Here is an 18,360-nt window from a genome sequence, read left to right as displayed (position 1 = left end):
GGAACATGCACCATGAGCCAAATCCAATCCTCAGAAAATATTAATATCCTTTGGGCCAATCTTATAATTGAGGAATTGGTTCGGCATGGGATTGACTATTTTTGTATATCCCCAGGTTCGCGATCAACACCACTAACAATTGCTGCAGCACGCCATCCAAAAACTAACACTAAAATCATTTATGATGAACGAGGCGCTGCTTTCCATGCCTTAGGTTTTGCCCGTGCTAATCGGAAACCGGCCGTACTAATTTGTACATCCGGAACTGCTGCTGCCAATTATTACCCGGCAGTGATTGAAGCATCCCAGGAATATATTCCCATGATTATCCTTTCTGCTGACCGGCCAACCGAACTACGCAATACCGGCGCAAACCAAACCATAAACCAGGTTAAGCTTTTTGGAGATTATCCGCGTTTCTTTTTTGATCTTCCCTGCCCCGGTGAAAGTGAAAACGCTTCTTTTGTTTTAACAAAAATTGATGACGTCGCTGAATTCTCATCCGGAATCAATCCCGGCCCTGTGCATTTGAATTGTATGTTTCGCGAACCACTTGAACCTAAAAAAATAGATTGGTCTCCCGATTATTTAAATACTATTAATCACTGGTTAATTTCAAATACACCTTATAAGAAACTTGCCGCAAAATCTCTTGATATCCCTAATAAAGATTTACAAAATATTGTTTCAACAATTGAAGATTCTTTAGAAGGAATTATCCTGGCAGGAAGATGTGAAAACAAAAGTGACCAGCAAGCTGTCCTTCAATTATCTAAAAAACTGAACTGGCCTGTTTTTGCTGATATCACATCAGGTTTAAGATTGTCTCCTTCCGAAAATATAATTAATCATTTCGATCAATTGTTTTTATCCGGCTCCCTAAAGGAGAAACTTTCTAATTTACCTATACTTCATTTCGGTGGACAATTTGTATCCAAAAGATTGCTTCAGTTTCTGGAAAAACATCAAGGCCAACACATTCATATTCTTGAAACAGAAAAAACAATCGACCCTGCAAAGAATGTTTCTCTGCGCATTCAACTTGCAATTAATGAATTTGTAAAAATAATTCTTCCGCAAGTTTCGAAAAAAACCAATGAAAGCTTCATTAAAAGTCTTCTTAATCAAAACTTAAAAATAATTAAACACTTAAAAAATTTTGATAAGTTACAAGTTCAAATAAATGAAGTTTCTGTAGCCCGAATAATATCGGAAAAAATTCTTCCTGATTCAGCTTTGTTCCTTGCCTCGAGTATGCCTGTTCGTGATATGGATATGTTTGCAGTTCCCGGGAATGAGTACGTTAAAATCGGATCTAACCGTGGTGCAAGTGGGATTGATGGAACCATAGCTTCAGCAATTGGTTTTGCATGCGGATCAAAAAAACCAGCAACTTTGATAATTGGCGATCTGGCTTTTTTGCATGACATGAATTCACTGGCCATGGTTTCTAAAAATGATTTTCCGCTTACCATAATTCTTATCAATAATCAGGGTGGCGGAATTTTTTCTTTTTTACCCATTGCCGAACATACCGATGTTTTTGAGGAAAATTTTGGAACTCCGCATAACCTGACCTTTAAAAAGGCAGTTGAACTATTTGGACTGGCTTATTTTCAACCCGGCTCTGTGAATCAATTTGCAGAAAATTACAAGACTTGCCAGGAAGGAAAAAAGTCAACCATAATTGAAGTTCGGACAAATAGAAATGACAACTTTTTGCTTCATAAAAAACTACAAAATGATTTACAATTTTCTTAAAAGTTATTCATATGGCAATTGAAAAAACACTTCTAAAAGCAAAAACAGAAATGGATAATGGGAGCCTTTGGCGCGCCAAAGAAATTCTCCAAAGCGCAATAGGCACGTATGGATACAATGCAGAAATTTATGAGAATTATGGGATTATTCTATTAAAAATGTCTGACTTGGTAGAAGCTGGGCGGTTTTTGTTTTTATCAGGAGTTGAAAAACAGGAGTATTTTCAATCAGTCCAACTTTTTAAAAAGAAATTCCTAAAAAATGGAATAAAACAGGTTTATAGCATTTTTCCAAAGGCAGCTCAACTAAAAAATTTGAGCGATTACCCACCACTTGTAGCAAAAGAATTAGCAAAGATTGGATTTCCGGAAACCATTAGAAGTCCTATAAATAATAATTACTGGGATAGCCAACCTGAAAGCAAAATAAAAAGTTTTTTAAAGGCAGGATTCGGATATCTTTTATTTGGATATTTTATTATTGTTATCATTCTTGGCCTGTTTAAATCATGCGAACTGATAACATAAATTTGGAAGAAATTTTTATCAAAAATCATAAGTTAGGTTTTTCTTATAGAATAGTTGGAAACAAAGAATATCCTCCCGTTTTATTTCTTCATGGTTTTTTAGGACACTCTCTTGATTGGGACAAAACTATTTCCTCCTTGTCTAAAAAATATTATTGTATCGCAATTGACCTTCCCGGGCATGGCAATTCAAATAATCAAAACCAATTAGATAATCTTTGGTCCTTTGATTCTTTTTCCCAAAACCTTTCTGAGCTAGTAAACCACTTGGGGGTAAAACCCATTTCTTTGGTGGGATATTCAATGGGTGGACGGCTGGCTTTGTACTTCACAATAAAATATCCGCATCTTGTTTCAAAACTTATTTTAGAATCGGCCTCTCCCGGAATCGAAAATATTGATGATAGAAAAGCACGGCTTCAAAATGATAAATTGTTAGCAAAGAAAATACAAGAACAATCATTTGACCAGTTTCTGGAAAGCTGGTACGACCTTCCGTTATTTTCCGGAATTAAAAATCACCCGGATTTTCCAAATCTTTTTGAAAGTCGCAAAAAAAACAATCCCACATTGCTGGCAAAAGCTTTGGATTCCTTTAGTCCGGGGCGGCAACCTTATTTAATGGAAAAACTGGCAAAACTTAAAATGCCGGTAAACCTAATCTGTGGAGAAAATGATAAAAAATATCTTGCATTAATGAATCAGATAAAACTAAAAAACCCACATCTTGATTTAAAAATATTCAAGAATTGCGGACATAATATCCATTTTGAAAAATCCAAACAATTTGCAGAACATCTGCTTCAGGTGTTATCTTTGACAACACACAACAAATCTTAAATTTCATCAAAAAAAATTATTGGGGGAGAAATGCCAGAATGGTCCGCTGTTGGCGATTATACCGATATTAAATTTCATAAAGCTGAAGGAATAGCTAAAATAACAATTAACCGGCCCGAAGTACGCAATGCTTTTCGTCCTTTAACCGTTCAGGAAATGAGCCACGCTTTTGAAGATGCACGCCAGGATGAGGAAGTTGGTGTCATTATCTTAACCGGCGAAGGCGAAAAGGCTTTTTGTTCCGGCGGTGATCAGCGTGTTAGAAAAGAAGCCGGTTATGCCGGAGATGATGGCGTCCATCGTTTAAATGTGCTCGATTTTCAACGGCAAATCCGTACCTGTCCAAAACCTGTTATTGCAATGGTTGCAGGATACGCGATTGGCGGCGGCCACGTTTTACACCTTATTTGTGATTTGACCATCGCAGCTGAAAATGCTGTTTTTGGCCAGACCGGCCCAAAAGTCGGTTCTTTCGACGGCGGCTATGGCGCCAGTTATATGGCCCGTATTATCGGCCAGAAAAAAGCGCGTGAGATTTGGTATCTTTGCCGTCAATATGATGCGCAGCAAGCTTTGGATATGGGATTGATTAATACGGTTGTTCCTTACGAGAATCTTGAAAAAGAAACCATTCAATGGTGTCGTGAGATTTTGCAAAACTCACCGACTGCGATCCGGTTGCTTAAATCAGCTCTAAATGCCGATTGTGATGGACAGGCCGGTTTACAGGAATTGGCTGGAAATGCCACCATGCTTTTTTATATGAGTGAAGAAGGCCAGGAAGGAAAAAATGCCTTTCTTGAAAAACGTAAACCGGATTTTAAAAAATTTACACGCCGCCCATAACTAATATGAATAATCTAAAAATTTGGTTTGATGCAACCAGACCCAAAACTTTACCCGCTGCAGCTGCACCGGTAATTATGGGTAGCGCGATGGCATTTCATGATAAGCTGTTTCATTTGCCTTCTGCTTTAGCTGCGCTGATTGGTGCACTTTTTATCCAGATTGGAACCAATTTTGCCAATGATTATTTCGATTTTAAAAAAGGTGCTGACACCGATGAAAGACTAGGGCCAGTGAGAGCCACAGCTGCAGGCCTTATCAAACCAAATATAATGAAGCTGGCTTTTATCGTAACTTTTGCTTTAGCGTTTACGATTGGGCTATATCTTATTTATCGTGGTGGCCTGCCGGTTCTGTTTATCGGATTGTCATCCATTTTGTTTGGCGTGCTTTATACGGGTGGTCCATATCCACTTGGTTATAATGGTCTGGCGGATATTTTTGTACTGATTTTCTTTGGGCCGGTTGCGGTTGGCGGAACCTATTTTGTCCAAACCCTGGAAATAAACCATGTCGTCCTTCTGTCAGGATTAGCGCCGGGACTTATCTCAACTGCAATTTTAACCGCTAATAATTTACGTGATATTAATACCGATGCAAAGGCCGGGAAACGTACACTTGCTGTACGCTTTGGCATTGGTTTTGCGCAAAAAGAATATTTTTTTTCCATTAGCATTGCTTGCCTTTTACCTCTGCTTCTTGTTTACCTGACAAATGAAAACTATTTTTCCACACTGGCTTTACTGGCAATGATTCCTGCTATTCCGGGTATTAAACTTGTTTTCAGCAATACACGGGGCGTTGCACTAAACAAAGTCCTTGCCGATACAGGAAAAGTGCTCTTTCTCTATGCTGTCATTTTTTCTTTGGGCTGGATTGCCTGATTCTCATGAAGCTGAGTAAAATCTCCCTTTATAAATATTCTCTGCCTTTAAAAAAACAGCTCCTAATGAAAGGCTCTGCTCAGGATCATCGGGATGGCTTGATTGTTGAAATCATAGATAGAAACGGCTTAACCGGTCTTGGAGATGCCGCACCTTTTCCTGGATTACATAAGGAATCACTTCAGGATATTATTGATGAATTCAAAAATATTTATCCCATTTTTTCGGAATTGGATTCACAAAGTGGCTCTGATATTTGGCAAATACTAAATTCACTTCCTGAATGTTCTCCCTCTCTGCGATTTGCACTGGATTGGGCTTTCGTCGAATTGAAATCTGCGAAAACTAAACTGAGTCCTGTAACAATATTAGGTTCAGATAATATCAGTGAAGTTTTTATAAATGGATTATTGACTGGCTCGCCTGCTGAGATTGTAGAAAGTGCCAAGAAACTATTTTCAAAAAACTACCAAAGCATCAAAGTGAAAGTCGCAACACATGCAATTGAAGAAGAAATCAATCTGATTAAAGAGCTAAACGAGTTATTTGGTGGTAAGATTAGTTTACGGCTTGATGCCAATCAGTCCTGGAAGTTTGATGAAGCTGTTAAATTTGGAAAAGCTGTCAAATCTACAAATATTGAGTATCTTGAGGAGCCTTGTTCTAATCCGGAATTATTTGAAAATTTTTACCGTGAAACAAAAATTCCCTATGCTTTTGATGAATCACTTTTGCAAAATACCGTTAACCAGATGAAAAATTTTGACGGATTAAAGACACTCATATTAAAACCAGCGGTTTTGGGATATTTGTCTAAAACAAGAGACTGGGTTAATTGGGCAGCAAATCAAAACAAAGGTATTGTTTTTTCGAGTACATTTGAATCCGGCGTTGGGCTTAGAGCAATCTGCAACTTAGCTGCTGCATATGGTACAAATGGTTTAGCGCACGGGCTTGATACATTTAACTGGCTAAAAGAGGATATTACAATACCTGCTTTTTCTGCAATTAACAATTCTATTGATCTTTCAAACCAAAGCTTTCAGCTCAAAAGAAACAAATTGAAAAAAATTCATGAACACGCATTTTAGCCTTGAAAAACATATTGAAGAAATTTCCTCCAATGTTTTCATAAAATCAGGAAAGGATACGTTTTCTTTTGAAAAGTTTTATGAAGCCATAAATCATTTTTCATTTTTTTTAAAAAAGTCCGGTGTAAAAAAAGGCGATCTTATACTGATAAACGACATTTCGGCAAAATCGCTTCCTTCAATTCTATTTTCTATTTGGCTAAACCAAGCAATCGCATTTCCGGTCAACCCCAAATTTCCAACGAAACAAATTGAAAACATCATAAAAAAAAGCCGAGCTAAATTTTATATCTCAGAAAAAACTATCCATGACGAAACCATCCGCATTAAACATATTAAAAGTACCGATATTTATGAGACAGCCTCCGATACAAAATCTCAAGAAATTCTTTTAGATTTAGAAAATCCTGCCACAATAATTTTAACTTCCGGCAGTAGTGGCGAACCAAAATACGCTGTCCATTCATTAGCTAATCATTTTTCTAACGCGCAGGCCGTAAACCAATATTTCAATATTTCAATCAAGGATAACTGGTTACTTGCACTCCCGGTTTTTCATGTTGCAGGGCTAGCAATTATTCTTCGCGCTTTCCTGGCTGGTGCAACTTTATCAATCCCAGCTCCAGACGAAAGTTTAAGCCATGCTTTAAAAAGTTATAAACCTTCTCATATTTCCCTTGTGCCAACCCAGCTTAGTTGGCTTTTGGAAAATGAAAAAGATATTGAAATCTTGAAACAATGTAAGGTTATCTTTCTGGGCGGTAGTGCCATTCCTCAATCGCTTATAAGCAAATCTTTAAAATATGGTTTAAATCTTTTTACCAGTTATGGCTTAACTGAAATGAGTTCAACCGTAGCAATTAAACAAATTAAAGATGGCCACACTGGCGGGGCAACGGTTCTTCCAATCCATGACATTAAAATTGGCGATGAAAATGAAATCTTGCTAAAAGGAAAATGTTTGTTCTCTGGATATTGGGCCAATGGAAAAATAGAAAACAAACTCAATGACAAGAATTGGTTTTCTTCAAAAGACTTAGGCCGTCTTGATAAAATGAATCGCTTAACCGTACTTGGAAGAAAAGACAATATGTTTATTTCCGGGGGAGAAAACATTTTTCCTGAAGAAATTGAAAAATATATTCTGCAAATGGAGGGTATTGACCAAGCTATTGTTGTCCCTGTTGAAAACAAGACTTTTGGATTTCGTCCTATCGCATTTATCAACCCATATTCAAAAGAAATCATCGAAAATATTAAAGCCCGGCTAAGTAAAAAATTACCTTCATTTAAAATTCCTGATGTCTTTCATCCCTGGCCAAAAAATTTTAAAAATGAATTCAAAACTATCCGGGGACACTTTATCAAACTTGCTGCCAATCTCTGACCACTTCTTTGCCAGTAAAAAATTTTTGATCCCAAATGTGGGAGTAAACAAACCGACTCAAGTAGCGCAGGTGATTCAATCCTGTAGGTAAAAGACACGGGAGAAAAAGTTTTTTATGGAGGATGACCAAAATGTCGGGATTTTGCAAGCTCAACAAGCTCAGGGTGTATTTAATATTTTGTCCATAACAAGCTGTGTTATAGCAGCAGTTTTGCCGGTGCTTGGACACGTGCCTTTGCCTAGTAATTCATCAACAATTGTTTGAATCAAGGCTTGCTGGATGTGAATTGGATGTTCAATAGAAAATTCTTTTTCTTTTCCATTTTTATTGAGAAGAACTGGCTTGTCCATAAAACAGGAATATTTGATGCAGCCTTTAGATCCGATTATCTCAACTCTGTCTAAATGATGATTGGCATTAAATGACCAAAGACCAACTCCCTGGACCCCGCTTTCAAATTCAAACATGGCGCTGACCAGATCCTCGGCATCATACAATTTTCCCTGGTTGGCAGTGTGACCCTGAGCCGAATCGATTGGACCAAGAAAATAAATTAATAAATCAATCATATGTGGCGCGAGATCACAAAAATAGCCACAGCCTGCAATGGCCGGATCAACACGCCAATTCTTTCCACCTTGAATATCCTGCGTTGAAGCCGGTTTATATAATGCCATGTTCACAGCACGCACTTCCCCAATAGAGCCTGAATCAATGAGTTCTTTCACTTTTAAAAATCTCGGCAATCCACGTCTGTATAAGGCCGTGAATAAAGGGACTTTTGCCGTTTCACATGTGTTTATCATTTCCTGGCATTCAGCATAATTCATAGCCATCGGCTTTTCCACATAAACCGGTTTGCGGGCTTTAGCTACTGCAAGTGTATATTCTTTATGTGATGAAGGTGGTGTGGCAATATAGACCGCGTCTACTTGCGGATCGTTTATAAGCTCATCGGCTTTACTGTACCAATTAGGAACATTATGACGCTGAGCGTAATCCCGTGCAAGTTTTGCATCACGACGCATAACGGCCACCAGCTCAGAGTTAGCAACTTTCTGAAAGGCGGGTCCGCTTTTCTTTTCTGTTACGTCGCCACAGCCAATAATGCCCCAGCGGATTTTATCAAAAACAGGTTTCATTAAAATTAAGAAATGGTTTTAAGACAAATTACAAATTTGAATCTATAAACTCGTCTGTATAAATCTCGGGTTCTTCGGTATCAAACTTACGGCGAATAAAATAGTGGTGATTATCCGTGGAAACAGAATGTCTAAAACCCAACAGGTGGAATATTTCAATAAACAGCCAATGGGCAACTTTTGTGTTTATTAAAAAAGTATGTGGATCTTTTTTATCCTGGTTAATACCCGGCAACACTTTTAAAAGTCTTTCCGCATTAAATCTTCTCAAATGTGCAGAAACCTTAAGCCAGAACATTTTAATTTCACGAACGATAAAATAACCGTCATCACCCTGCTTTTGATACAGCGGCAAAAATATTCGGCCGTTTTCAACCGCATAAAGTTTCCCACTATCATTTTCTGCAAGATGCTGGCCTTTTTTTACGGGTTGAAAATTTTCAAAGCCGGCCAGCATTTCAAAATTTTCCTCTTCCGTACGTTCGTGTCGAAATCGAATTTCAAAAACTTTTTTACTGTCTTTCGATTGCGAATGCAGGCTGTCAAAATGTTTCTGATAATCAGGGATCTGTTCTGCTTTCATACATCCGGAAAAAGCCAGGGTCAGCCAGATACATGAAATATGATTGTCAATAGACGAAGCAACATCGTGACTACCAGCCTCAAATCCAATAGCAATAGGACCAAGTTCATTTACAAAACTGAGCATTGTTCCGGATAGAAATTCCTCTATTCCCAAAATAGATGGTAATGGAAATTGAAGCGCAAAATCACGATTTCGCAAAGTGTCGTTTAATGTTATGAATGGAACGCTGTCCGCAGAGGTTGTATGCAAATCTATAAAATAATAAGGTGGTTTATGAGTTTTAAAAATATTATCGATCTGCTTATAAATTTCAATTTGTTCATTGATATCCGGCAAAACTTCATCTTGCTCAAACCCGCCGTTGCGGATTTTTTTTATAAAATCGGCATGCCAGATACGATTAAGGTCTCGATCAATATATCTTTCGCCTCGTTCCAGCGCTGCGGCATTTCCAGTTAGTGCAATCAATTGTCCTGAAAACTGTGGATTGCTTTCTTTTAACTGTGAAAGTACCTGGTTTATTGCGAAAACACCCGAAGGTTCGTTTCCGTGAATCCCTGCAAAAATTATTATTGTCGGTCCTGTTTCATCACCACCAAAGCGTCCAATTTCCCTTTGAATGCTGATTTCCTTATCTAATGCTTTGCTTCTAACCCGTATCATTTATGTTGTAGTTCCTTCCAGTTCTTCAAATAGTGCATGACAAATTTTTACAAAATCGAACTCCGTGACAATTCCGACTAGTTTTCTTTCTTCAATTACCGGTAAACATTTTACATCTTTTTGCCGCATAATTTTTAAGGCGTCAATCGTTTTGGTTCCCGGTTTTACCGTAACAGGATTTCGGATCATTACATCACCAATCGTCACATTACCAATATCTGATCCAAAACTTGTCCCATAATAATGGAGCAACAAATCAGAAGAAATCAAACCTATCAGCTCACCTTTTTTATTCTCGACAGGTACCTGGTGGAAGTTTCTCCAATCCATTATGTTTGTCACTAAATTGACCAAATCTTCATCGCTGACGGTAAAAAGATCCGTGGACATAATTTGTCCAATATATCTGTAGCGGTTCACCCAACTCCCCCCTTCTTTTAAAACGGCGAGATCCCACGTGTGGGCCGGTTTGCCAATTTTTTGGCGATTATATAAACCTGCTGTTGTTGCCACCAGGGCTTCATCGATTGTTACATCTTTTTTTAGGGTGGAAAAGGAATCCACCATCCATTGTGAGCCGGTTTTCTGAGAGCCAACTCTCTCTTCGATAATATCCAGATAGGTGTCAATATCCTTTTTATCAATTTTTGCACTTTCCAATCCTGTCCGAGCAATTGGTAACAGCTCTTTGCAAATTAGTTCGTGCGACGGAATCATTTTTTCGTGTCCGATCCAGGTAAACTGTGCGCCAAGCCCCATTCTTCCTGCCTTTACAAAATTTGTCTTGGCATCATCAAAATCCATTTTATCTGCAATGTTCTCAAATTCGTTTGGCATACCCTTCATTAATCCAAGCCAGAATGCAGTATTTGCAATTTCATCAATAACTGTCGGGCCGGAAGGGAACAACCTGTTTTCAATACGCAGATGCGGCTTGCCGTTCATAATTCCATAACATGGCCTGTTCCATTTATAAACGGAGCCGTTATGCAACATAAGGCTTTTTAGTTTTGGGATTTTACCTTCCTCAATCATAGCCAGTGAATCTTCTTCGATTGGCGCTGTAAAAATAACTTTATGGCGGGCAACGTCTTCTTGGAAAAGTTCAATTATAGAATCACGCACCCAAGCGTTTCCAAACAGAACACGCGGATTTTTGTCGCGGATAATTTTTTCGGTTTTGCGAATATCTATGGATTGTTGAAACAGAGCTATGCGGGTTTCGCGCCACAAACGTTTACCCAATAAAATGGGTGAATTTGTTGCAGCAGCAAGCACCGGGCCGGAAATAGCCTGGGCCCAATTATATTTGCTGACAAATGAATCTGCTTCTACCTGAAGATGTACCTGAAAGCTGGTATTGCACGCTTCAAAAAGTATATTTTGATGTTTCGTTATAAGTTCGTCTGTACCATTTATATGAAGTTCAAAATGCCCGCCACGAAACTCCAACAGCAAATCTGATAAAATTTTATAGCGAGGGTTGGGTGTGATATTATCAAAATTTAGATCAGACTTTTGAATAGTTGGCAGTATGCCGGTTAAAAGAGGGCGGGCGCCAAACTCATCTCCTGCCTCATCTACCCTGTCCATCATTGACCGCAGTTGCGACTCAAGGCTTGAAAGACAGTTTCCTTTAAACTCCAAAGGATCAAGGTTGATTTCCATATTGAACTTGGCAAGTTCAGTCGTGAAATGATCATCTTTGAGCGAATCCAGGATTTCGCGGTTTACAGGGGCTGGTTTCCAATTTTCATTGACCAGGGCCATTTCCTGCTCTGCGCCAATACGCTCAATCCCTTTTTCAAAAAGCCCCTTTTCAAGCATAATTTCAAAGGCTTTTATATCTTTCAAGATATTCAGGATAAATTTATTTTTATCTTCCAGCTTTGCTGAATGCTTAACGGAGGTTTCACCCATGTATCCACCTTTTATGATAAGACTAAATTGGAAAGTTATATAAGATAAAAAATAGAGTGATAAAGATAAAGGGGTAAGCTGACGGAAATTAAAGCCAATAAACTTGTGAAAAAAGACCCTTCGGCTTCGCTCAGGGTGAAGTATCTTTCTTCATAGTAAGCAAAAGGCAAACCATTTTTAATTATAAGAAAAAATCACATATACTTCTTTTGGGCTTTGTTCAAAAACAAATAGGAGACAACCAGATAAATAATCCCTGTAAAAACCCAGACAAACTGGATGTATTGTTTCCCCTCTTCTATGTAAATCCAGGCCGTTAAAAAAGCAATTAAAGCATTTAGAATTCCTAAAAAGACGGTGGTCAGTTCTGGATATTTTGGAGCTATTTTTAATGCGAACAAATTGGCAATGGCAACAAAAAGGTTTAAGGTTCCCCACCAAATATTTTGATTTATAAATGCATCAGAGGCTGCTGCTGCAAAAATTATCGCTGCAAAAATAAGAGGTATGCGGATTTTAAGCTCTGTTTTTTTCATAAGGATTTATTCATTAGTTTCAAAAAGACGGCTGTAGCCCGATCTGCTAACCGGGAGTTTAGCACCATTTTTTAATATTGCAAAACGGTGGTTTTCTATGCGCTGTAAACAGTTCAGGTTAATAATATAGGAACGGTGAATACGTTTGAACTTTTGTTTATTTAATTGCTCTTCAAATTTACCCAAACGTTCCAATTTTAAAAAAACACTTTTTTCTGTTTTGATGGCAACATAATCATCCTGAGATTCTAACCAAAGAATATCTTCAACCGGTATAACATGAACAGTACTTCCATCACGGACAAGAATTCGCTCGATATTTGTCTGTTCTTTTTTGTGAACAGAAATCACATTTTCAATTGCAGATGAATCTGTTTTAAAATGTTTCTTCAGTTTCTCAATACTTTTTCTCAGACGTTCAGGATTCACCGGTTTAAGCAAATAATCCAATGCATTTGCCTCAAATGCTTTTACCGCAAACTCATCATAAGCCGTAACAAAAATAACCGCCGGAGCCTCTTTTCCCAGTAGTTCTAAAACATCAAATCCATTTACTATTGGCATTTTTATATCGAGAAATATGACATCCGGTTTCAAACTATTAATGGTTTTTACTGCATCTACTCCGTTTGAACACATAGCCACAATTTCAATATCTGATACTTCGCTAATCATAAGATTTAAGCCTTCGCGGGCAAGGTCTTCATCATCTATGATTATTGCTTTAATTCTTGAATCGGATTTCATTTGGGTTCTGTATTTAAAAGGGGTAGATATAGCTTTACTGAAAATGCCGCTTCGCCTTTATGGGCCAAAATTTTTGCATCGTTGTTATAAGCTTTTTCCAGGCGCGCCTTTAAATTTGGTAACCCATGCCCGCCTTTTGTTTGCTGACTGTTTTCAGCAACGGGATTTGAAGCATTTACAAAAATATGGCCGTCGGCTTTTTTTAAAATAAGCGAGATTGTACCGCCATCCAAACGTTGTTCTATGCTGTGTTTGATGGCATTTTCAATAAGGGGTTGTAAACTAAAACTGAGGATGGTTTCATTCAAAGCAGAGTCATCAATCTCAAATGCTGTGTCTAAGCGCTTACCAAGGCGGATTTTTTCAACACCAAGATAGTTGTTAATATGATCCATTTCTTCTGAGACTGATACAAACTCTTTTTTACTAAATGTAAGGCTGTAGCGTAAAAATTCGGCCAGTTGCAAACAAACCTGCTGCGCTTTATCTGCAGAGGTTTTTGTAAGAGTACTGAGAGCAGTTAAGCTGTTAAACAAAAAATGAGGATGGATTGTTGCTTTTAAAAAACGTAGTTCTGCCTGGCTGGCTTTTAACTGGTTGTTTAAAGCTTCTTGCTCAGAAACCCTGGCCTGTTCTAAAGCCAACAGCAAGTAACTTAGCATTGCAGAAAGAAAATAGATAAAAACCCCAATTACTGTTAAAACAGGCATTATGGAATCAAACTGGGTACGCCAGATGGTTGCTTCATAAATAACATTTAGCATTTCACTATACAACATTGCAAAGTGGACCCAAATTGCGTTCATCACTACTAGAGTAACTAAATGTCTTAAAAGGAAGTAGCCAATATTTCTTGTTTCCAAGGGTGTTGATTTGCAGACAAACCAAATCGATAAAAAAACAAATAGCTCCAAAACCATCACCGGAGTAAGCAAAATAAAAGCTTGCTTATACGAAGCACCTGCTACAAATGTATGAACATACGCTATTCCTGCAACTGCCGGCAACCAGGCTGCCACTAACAAAAGAAGGTGTCTAACAGATTTGAGTAATGGATGCATTTTTATGATTGATTATTAATATTGATCGATTTGTTTTGAATATGAAATTGTCACTACAAAACTCTGGATTTTTTAACGGGTTTCTAATTTTGATAATCAGAAACCCGTAGTTCGTTACATTGTTTGCTAATTCTTAACTTCTACGCCACCCATTATTGCCGACCCTTTGATGATCAAATTCTTCGGCGCAAGGTTTACTTCAATACCTTCGATACCTGCTGGTGAAGTTGTATTATTTTCAACTGCACCCATTATAGGACTTGCCTGTATATTTACCTGCCAGTGGAAAGGAACTATAATTTCAACGCCGCCCCAAAAAGCAAATGCTTCAATAACAAGGTCTTCTCCCTCACAACTTGCCTGGCGTAAATCAATAGTGCCACCACCCATAATAGCTGTCACTTTTCCGCCAGTTAAAGTTTGTGATGTAAATTTATGATCACCACCACCTAAAATAAATGTAAGGTTAATAAAATCTGCCGACCCACCTTTTTCCGGTGTACCCCAAACGTGGTTTCTTAAAATAGAAATACCAACAAGAATGAGTAATACTGGCCAAAGGTCGCCCAAATCAAAAGGGATATAAATAAATTCGTCTAATAGGAAATATGCGCCAAGAAACAAAAATATTGAACCGGATAATGGCTGCCGCGCTTCTGCAGGTTGGACAAGCTGGTTTAAACCAATTGCAATAAGAATTAAGGGCCAGAAATCAAATATATTTACTCGTAAATCAAACCCGATGTTATCTAAAAATAGGATAATGCCAACTGCAATAATAGCAATTCCAAAAAATACTTTTATATCGATTTTGTTTCTCATAACAATCTCCGTTGATTCCGTTTTTTGTTTTGGGATAAGATACGGTTATGGTGATAAAAGTTATAATTTATTCGGTAAACTGTACATATCACTCGGTGAATGCCCTTTTTTTAATAAATTGTTTCTTTTTTATTATTATTTTAATTGTTTTTGTTATCAAATTGTTATTCGGATAACCACTAACTCTTTCAACCATTTATTGGAGCAGTTCATGAAATATAGATTAACTTTTCTTTTTTTGCTTTTCTTTTTTTATTCACCAATATATTCGAACACAGATAACATTACAATCAAAGGCGTGGTAAATAGTCAAAAAGCGGTTACATTATTACTTATAAAAAAGTATGATATTAGCCAAAATATTCAAACCGTGTTAGATACAATCCTGCTTGATAAAAATGGAACCTTTAATAAAACCTATGGATACGATCCGGGAATTTATCAATTAGATTTTAAGGGTTTGACAAAAATAAATACAGCCCTTGAGCCAGGTCAAACTGTTGATTTTTCAATCAAACAAGACAGCAATATGAAAATTATAACAAACGTAAAAGGCTCCAAAGACGCAGAATTTATGGTTCAATATGAGCAATATCGAAAAACTTCTTTTAAAAAATGGATTCAACCTTTTCGGGAAAAAATGAAGATAGCACGCAAGAAAGGTGATTTTGAGTTGATAAAAAAGTTAACCGCGGATGAGGTACGTGGCCTTTCTATTTATACTGAGGAAATTACGAGCTTTACTAAAAATAATGTCGGGCACTCCATCGCCTTTTTTTATGCAGCGATCCGTTTTAATCCAGATATTGAGTTACCATATCTAAAAAAAATGTCTGAATGGTTTGCTGAAAACCGTCCCAATCTTTTTTTGACAAAAGAGTTTGTTGCAAAAGTAAATCGCTTCAAAAAAATTGAGATTGGACAAAAAGCCCCGTACTTCAGTTTGCTATCTTTGCAGGGAAATGAAACTAAACTCTCCTCTTTTGAAGGATCTTATGTTTTGCTCGATTTTTGGGCATCGTGGTGTTTACCATGCCGAACCGAAAACCTCAATTATGCAAAACTATACAAGAAGTATAAACAATATGGATTTGAAATATTAAGTGTTGCCCTGGAAACCAAAAAACAGCTTTGGGAGCAAGCCAGCAAAAAGGATGGTGTTGTCTGGACAAATACTTCTGAGCTTAACGGATGGGGAAGCAAAATCGCTAAAGAATACAATGTCAGTGCGATACCGGCAAATTTTTTACTTGATAAAGGTGGGAAAATAATTGCCAAAAACCTACGTGGGTTCGATCTGCAAATGAAGCTGGAAGAAATGTTTGACTAAACTGGATAATTAATGGATATCATCAAAACTATTGAACAAAATGTTGCTGTTTTATCAATTTCAGGTCGCCTGATGGGGCAGCCGGAAACACATATTTTATTTGAGTATGTCTACCAAGTTTTAGATGAAGGACAAAAGCTTATTGTAATCGATTTAGAAAAGGTGAATTGGATAAATAGTTTGGGCATAGGCTCACTTATGAAATGTTTGTCCTGGACAAATGAGCAAAAGGGACACTTGTTTTTATCGGGGCTTAATAAAAAAATAAAGGGGATTTTTGATAAGACACAATTATCAAAAATATTTATTATTGAAAACCGAGTTGGTGATGCTGTTAAAAACCTTCATAAACTGAATGTTTAAACAGGGGCCAAAATTGTTTTAATCCACCTTTTCAAAGAGTAGTATTTGAATTTCTTTTTTGTAGATAAGTTTTGCCTGCGGAATATTTTTGGAGAAGGCTGTTAATAGTTTAGTTGAAATTGTTTCATCATTTTCAATACAGCTCAAAAGAACCTGGCTTGACTGAATGCTTATTGCTGTTTTGTCTACTTTGATAGATGGGTTTTCCATCATCAAACAAATATTAGAATCCATTTCCACAGAGTTGTAAAACTCCTTAAAAATACCAAAATATTGTTTCCATAAAAGATAATAACGTAAAACTTCTTCCTGCTTACCCATCAATTCTAATCGTGATAAGACATCGTGGCCTTCTTTAGAAATCAGTTTATAAAAACCGTCGTGATTTGTAATTTCATTTTGTAGTTTTTCACGGTCTTCAGCTTTAATATATTTACTGCCAACCAAAGCGTGTTCAAGTTTGGTTACCGCACCATGAAGGTTTAACATCTCTACAATTAGACGGTCTTTTTCGAAGCCATTGCGCGAAATCCTAAAAGGCATAAAAGCAATCACCCCATTAAAGGATTCGTTATTCACAGCTTCATAATTTGATTTATTCTCAACTATAGCAGTGCCAAAATCAGGTGTATAAAACGATCTAAGTTTTTTGATTAAATATAACTTTAGATAAATATCATGAAGAGCCTTGGAGAAAATCTCACCAAAATTGAGTTTTTCTTTTTTACGAATAGCCTGGGCAATAAGATTGATTAAAGCCGAGTTAAACAGTGCATTTATTTCTGTGGATTTTGTAATAGCCTTGGTTTGAATCAGAAACCGGGTTGCGGCTATTTGTTTTTGGATTGCTTCAACCTGTGGATTTAAGCCTAATGATTTAAAACGCTTTTTCTCCGTTTCCCAAAAATTTAAAAACTGTCCTTCGGCGCTGTATAAAAACAAGTCTGTTTGTGTTGCTGCTGAGGCAGACATTAGCATTTTTATTTTTGAATGAAGCTCGGTTACAAGCCTGTTGTATTCCTGAATATCGAGTTTGATTAATGATCCGTTGGCTTCTGACATAATTGCCTGAACCGGATTTAAATCATTTGAAGTTATATTTACACCGGCCAACAAGCTTTCAATCAAAACAGATCCGTTTCCGGAAAACGGGTTAAAAAGTTGATCATTTTCAGATTTCGAAATAGTGTTAATCAGAGCATGTAACCAGCGGTTATTTAATTGACTATCATTTTGATTTCTCTGGTCAAGGTTAAGGTTTTTTATCGGACTATCCTGAACAAACGAAATCATTTGTGAAGGATCAGTATCTACTAGTTTTCCCGGGGCAAGTTTCAGTTCATCGCGAAATGTTTTGAAATGCTCGTCTATCTCGCTTTCTGTTTTACTTATGGTCCCTATGTATAAAGTACGATTTAAAAAATATGAAAATGTCCAGAATTTGTATACACGCCAAAGATTTATATCAAACTCCAAAAAAGTCATATTTTTTAATCTTTGCTTAATAAAATCCGGCTCTGGTTCCAAAAGTTGCTGAAACAAGAAAACTTCTTTGATATAACTGAGGCGGGAAAGAGCATTCACTACATCCGGCAGATTGTCACCAATCCATAAATAACCGTGCCGTCCTCTTCTTGGCAAAGAGTCTGTTAAGGCATTTTGCAGGTTTATATCTTTTTCAAGAATCCGTTTTACTTCGGGCTGCTTGCTAAGCTGGAAAACATTGTCAATTGGTTCAACATCACCAATTAAATTTTCAAGCTCCAGCTGAGAGAAGGTTTCAATTTCCTTTGGATGTTCTTTTAAATCATAAATTTTGAAGTACAAAAACTTTCTACGCATACAAGCTGCCTC

General features: G+C 37.2%; 17 protein-coding genes. 9 read left to right on the top strand and 8 right to left on the bottom strand.

Annotated elements, in window-relative coordinates:
- The first annotated feature begins 12 nt into the window (after positions 1 to 12).
- The 7 genes from menD (at position 13) to menE (ending at position 7,335) form a co-directional block, all read left to right on the top strand.
- Positions 13 to 1,761, top strand: a complete 1,749-nt coding sequence (menD, locus tag HND50_09130) for a 2-succinyl-5-enolpyruvyl-6-hydroxy-3-cyclohexene-1-carboxylic-acid synthase (GenBank protein NOG45382.1) — start codon at positions 13 to 15, stop codon at positions 1,759 to 1,761.
- Positions 1,762 to 1,772: 11 nt separating this feature from the next.
- A complete protein-coding gene (locus tag HND50_09125; GenBank protein ID NOG45381.1) occupies positions 1,773 to 2,288 on the top strand; it encodes a hypothetical protein in 516 nt (171 codons plus the stop codon).
- Entirely contained in the window at positions 2,270 to 3,127 is an 858-nt protein-coding gene (gene menH, locus HND50_09120) for a 2-succinyl-6-hydroxy-2,4-cyclohexadiene-1-carboxylate synthase (GenBank protein NOG45380.1), read from the top strand. Before HND50_09125 ends, menH begins: the two co-directional genes overlap by 19 nt.
- Positions 3,128 to 3,157: 30 nt before the next feature.
- Positions 3,158 to 3,973: a 1,4-dihydroxy-2-naphthoyl-CoA synthase gene (gene menB / locus HND50_09115; GenBank protein ID NOG45379.1), complete on the top strand. Its 816-nt coding sequence runs from the start codon at positions 3,158 to 3,160 to the stop codon at positions 3,971 to 3,973.
- A 5-nt stretch (positions 3,974 to 3,978) separates the two neighbouring features.
- Positions 3,979 to 4,857 (top strand): 1,4-dihydroxy-2-naphthoate polyprenyltransferase, encoded by an 879-nt coding sequence (locus tag HND50_09110; protein NOG45378.1) that lies wholly within the window; start codon positions 3,979 to 3,981, stop codon positions 4,855 to 4,857.
- A gap of 65 nt (positions 4,858 to 4,922) precedes the next feature.
- Positions 4,923 to 5,948, top strand: a complete 1,026-nt coding sequence (menC, locus tag HND50_09105) for an o-succinylbenzoate synthase (GenBank protein ID NOG45377.1) — start codon at positions 4,923 to 4,925, stop codon at positions 5,946 to 5,948.
- Positions 5,932 to 7,335 carry an o-succinylbenzoate--CoA ligase gene (gene menE / locus HND50_09100; GenBank protein NOG45376.1) on the top strand — a complete coding sequence of 468 codons (1,404 nt, stop codon included), beginning with the start codon at positions 5,932 to 5,934 and terminating at the stop codon, positions 7,333 to 7,335. The genes menC and menE overlap by 17 nt, the downstream gene beginning before the upstream one ends.
- A gap of 159 nt (positions 7,336 to 7,494) precedes the next feature.
- On the opposite strand, the gene HND50_09095 is transcribed toward menE, so the two are convergent.
- From HND50_09095 to HND50_09065, 7 genes are all read right to left on the bottom strand, one after another.
- On the bottom strand, positions 7,495 to 8,478 hold the full coding sequence (locus HND50_09095) for a Gfo/Idh/MocA family oxidoreductase (protein NOG45375.1): 984 nt from the start codon (positions 8,476 to 8,478) through the stop codon (positions 7,495 to 7,497).
- A 28-nt stretch (positions 8,479 to 8,506) separates the two neighbouring features.
- Positions 8,507 to 9,727, bottom strand: a complete 1,221-nt coding sequence (locus tag HND50_09090) for an aspartoacylase (protein NOG45374.1) — start codon at positions 9,725 to 9,727, stop codon at positions 8,507 to 8,509.
- Positions 9,728 to 11,647, bottom strand: a complete 1,920-nt coding sequence (locus HND50_09085; GenBank protein NOG45373.1) for a CBS domain-containing protein — start codon at positions 11,645 to 11,647, stop codon at positions 9,728 to 9,730.
- A gap of 194 nt (positions 11,648 to 11,841) precedes the next feature.
- Positions 11,842 to 12,183, bottom strand: a complete 342-nt coding sequence (locus HND50_09080; GenBank protein NOG45372.1) for a hypothetical protein — start codon at positions 12,181 to 12,183, stop codon at positions 11,842 to 11,844.
- Between the two features lie 6 nt (positions 12,184 to 12,189).
- Positions 12,190 to 12,930: a response regulator gene (locus HND50_09075; GenBank protein ID NOG45371.1), complete on the bottom strand. Its 741-nt coding sequence runs from the start codon at positions 12,928 to 12,930 to the stop codon at positions 12,190 to 12,192.
- Complete coding sequence (locus HND50_09070; protein NOG45370.1) at positions 12,927 to 13,991, bottom strand: histidine kinase; 1,065 nt, start codon at positions 13,989 to 13,991, stop codon at positions 12,927 to 12,929. The genes HND50_09075 and HND50_09070 overlap by 4 nt, the downstream gene beginning before the upstream one ends.
- Positions 13,992 to 14,117: 126 nt before the next feature.
- Complete coding sequence (locus HND50_09065) at positions 14,118 to 14,813, bottom strand: hypothetical protein (protein NOG45369.1); 696 nt, start codon at positions 14,811 to 14,813, stop codon at positions 14,118 to 14,120.
- A 211-nt stretch (positions 14,814 to 15,024) separates the two neighbouring features.
- On the opposite strand from HND50_09065, the gene HND50_09060 reads away from it, so the two are divergent.
- Positions 15,025 to 16,143 carry a TlpA family protein disulfide reductase gene (locus HND50_09060; protein NOG45368.1) on the top strand — a complete coding sequence of 373 codons (1,119 nt, stop codon included), beginning with the start codon at positions 15,025 to 15,027 and terminating at the stop codon, positions 16,141 to 16,143.
- A 12-nt stretch (positions 16,144 to 16,155) separates the two neighbouring features.
- The gene (locus tag HND50_09055) at positions 16,156 to 16,506 is read left to right on the top strand and encodes an STAS domain-containing protein (protein ID NOG45367.1); all 351 of its coding nucleotides are present in this window, start codon (positions 16,156 to 16,158) and stop codon (positions 16,504 to 16,506) included.
- An 18-nt stretch (positions 16,507 to 16,524) separates the two neighbouring features.
- On the opposite strand, the gene HND50_09050 is transcribed toward HND50_09055, so the two are convergent.
- Positions 16,525 to 18,348 (bottom strand): hypothetical protein, encoded by a 1,824-nt coding sequence (locus HND50_09050; protein ID NOG45366.1) that lies wholly within the window; start codon positions 18,346 to 18,348, stop codon positions 16,525 to 16,527.
- Positions 18,349 to 18,360: the final 12 nt, after the last annotated feature.

The organism is Calditrichota bacterium (assembly GCA_013112635.1).
GTDB lineage: Bacteria > Calditrichota > Calditrichia > Calditrichales > J004 > JABFGF01.
This window is presented reverse-complemented; position numbering and strand designations above follow the sequence as displayed.

Bases quoted from the DNA above. Each gene is read 5' to 3' on its own strand.
- menD (NOG45382.1), top strand. From the start codon at position 13: ATGAGCCAAATCCAATCCTCAGAAAATATTAATATCCTTTGGGCCAAT.
- HND50_09125 (NOG45381.1), top strand. From the start codon at position 1,773: ATGGCAATTGAAAAAACACTTCTAAAAGCAAAAACAGAAATGGATAAT.
- menH (NOG45380.1), top strand. From the start codon at position 2,270: ATGCGAACTGATAACATAAATTTGGAAGAAATTTTTATCAAAAATCAT.
- menB (NOG45379.1), top strand. From the start codon at position 3,158: ATGCCAGAATGGTCCGCTGTTGGCGATTATACCGATATTAAATTTCAT.
- HND50_09110 (NOG45378.1), top strand. From the start codon at position 3,979: ATGAATAATCTAAAAATTTGGTTTGATGCAACCAGACCCAAAACTTTA.
- menC (NOG45377.1), top strand. From the start codon at position 4,923: ATGAAAGGCTCTGCTCAGGATCATCGGGATGGCTTGATTGTTGAAATC.
- menE (NOG45376.1), top strand. From the start codon at position 5,932: ATGAACACGCATTTTAGCCTTGAAAAACATATTGAAGAAATTTCCTCC.
- HND50_09095 (NOG45375.1), bottom strand. From the start codon at position 8,478: ATGAAACCTGTTTTTGATAAAATCCGCTGGGGCATTATTGGCTGTGGC.
- HND50_09090 (NOG45374.1), bottom strand. From the start codon at position 9,727: ATGATACGGGTTAGAAGCAAAGCATTAGATAAGGAAATCAGCATTCAA.
- HND50_09085 (NOG45373.1), bottom strand. From the start codon at position 11,647: ATGGGTGAAACCTCCGTTAAGCATTCAGCAAAGCTGGAAGATAAAAAT.
- HND50_09080 (NOG45372.1), bottom strand. From the start codon at position 12,183: ATGAAAAAAACAGAGCTTAAAATCCGCATACCTCTTATTTTTGCAGCG.
- HND50_09075 (NOG45371.1), bottom strand. From the start codon at position 12,930: ATGAAATCCGATTCAAGAATTAAAGCAATAATCATAGATGATGAAGAC.
- HND50_09070 (NOG45370.1), bottom strand. From the start codon at position 13,991: ATGCATCCATTACTCAAATCTGTTAGACACCTTCTTTTGTTAGTGGCA.
- HND50_09065 (NOG45369.1), bottom strand. From the start codon at position 14,813: ATGAGAAACAAAATCGATATAAAAGTATTTTTTGGAATTGCTATTATT.
- HND50_09060 (NOG45368.1), top strand. From the start codon at position 15,025: ATGAAATATAGATTAACTTTTCTTTTTTTGCTTTTCTTTTTTTATTCA.
- HND50_09055 (NOG45367.1), top strand. From the start codon at position 16,156: ATGGATATCATCAAAACTATTGAACAAAATGTTGCTGTTTTATCAATT.
- HND50_09050 (NOG45366.1), bottom strand. From the start codon at position 18,348: ATGCGTAGAAAGTTTTTGTACTTCAAAATTTATGATTTAAAAGAACAT.